The following is a 1627-nucleotide window of genomic DNA, read 5'->3' as shown; positions in this document are numbered from 1 at the left end:
TGATGCCTCAATATCAACAATGGGCGCAGGGTAATCTTTATCAATAATACATTGGTATAACTGCTGTTCAATGGCACTCAATTTCCAGGGTTCGTGAATTAAATTTGAAGGTATACTCTTTAACTCCGTTACCCATTGTTTAATAAATAACCCTTCGGTATCATGCTCCTGAGAATTTTTTATGGGGTTATAAATCCGGATGGTATTGATACCCGTAACACCCGATTGCATTTGCAATTGGGGATAATGTATGCCGGGTTCATAATCTAAAAACTGCCGGGCTAAAAAATGAAGCTCCCGCCAATCCTGCCATAAATTAAAAACAAAAAATGAAACTACCATAGCCCTCATCCTAAAATTAATGTAACCTGTTGCTACAAGGCATCGCATACAGGCATCAACAAGGGGTACTCCGGTTTTTCCCTCCTGCCATGCTTTAATATATAGTTCGTTTTTAGGTTTTACTAATTGATTGTATGCACTGTTTACATTTTCAAATTCCATGCTGCATTCGTCTTCAAATTTTTGCATAAAATGACAATGCCAATGCAGGCGGGAGATAAAATTTGTAACAGCCCTTTTGTTTTGAGACTTTTGATAATGCTGGTTGGTGTACTGATAAACCATACGCATACTAATATTACCATAAGCCAGATAAGGAGATAAACGGCTGCAGCCTTTTCGGCTAAGCAATGGTTTTGAAATATGCTTACTGTAATTCACATATCGTTCCTTTATAAAACTATCCAAGTAGCGCCATGCCCAATACTCGCCACCATGTTGAAAGTTATTATCGTGTATTGTAATGGCTGCACTTAGTTTTTCTCCTTTTAAAAGATTGTACAAGGTATCATCCAGTTGTAAAATATTCCACCCTGTTTCGCTTACTAATTTGGGCGATTCCGTCATTTTTTGCTGCCATCTTTGCTGCCATTTACTTCTTGATTTCAGTTTGCGTATCACACCGTTTAATTGGTATTCTTTCCATTCGATGGCGTTGTTTCTGCAAAATTTTTGTATGGCAATATCCCTGTCATAAGTTATTATATTACCAACTTCCACATGCGAATAAATATTTTTTATCTCGTACTTTTTTTGTAACTCACATAACACTAATTCAACTTCGTTATGAAAAATATACAATTGTGCATTTTTATCTTTCAGCTTCAACTGCATTTCCTGCAACGATTCATAAATAAAACGCCAGTGCCTCACATCGCTATCAGGGTAAGCCATAACAGATGGTTCAAAAAAATAAAGCATCAATATTGGCAAGGCTTCCTGCTGTGCAGTATATAAAGGTTCGTGGTCGGTAAACCGCAAATCTCTTTTAAACCATACGATATTTATACTTTGTTTATCCAATATATTTTATTGCAGGGGTTTTAATTGGTTCAGCAGGTTTTGAATAATTCAATACTAATTTTTGAGGGTGAAAATTACCCTGCCTGGAGATTACTATTCTTCCACCAGGTAAACCACACCGTTTTTTAAATACCAGATTGCTTTTAAATAACTGGTGAGGGGAAGTAATTGTAACTGTATTTTCCATATTATTCTAAACAGTAAATACACCTTTATGTTTAGAAAAAAAGGCTATTTTAATACTATATTTTTTCATTAATTC

The 1627-nt window shown here is 35.5% G+C and carries 1 protein-coding gene; it reads right to left on the bottom strand.

What is annotated here, in order from left to right; translation table 11 throughout:
* On the bottom strand, positions 1-1365 hold a 1365-nt coding region (locus ACY651_RS00255), incomplete at its 3' end, for a cryptochrome/deoxyribodipyrimidine photo-lyase family protein (RefSeq protein WP_462248493.1).
* Positions 1366-1627 lie beyond the last annotated feature (262 nt).

This window comes from Ferruginibacter sp. (genome assembly GCF_031391665.1).
Taxonomy (GTDB): domain Bacteria; phylum Bacteroidota; class Bacteroidia; order Chitinophagales; family Chitinophagaceae; genus Ferruginibacter.
Note: the sequence above shows the minus strand (reverse complement) of the source record. Positions and strands in the feature narration are given on the sequence as shown.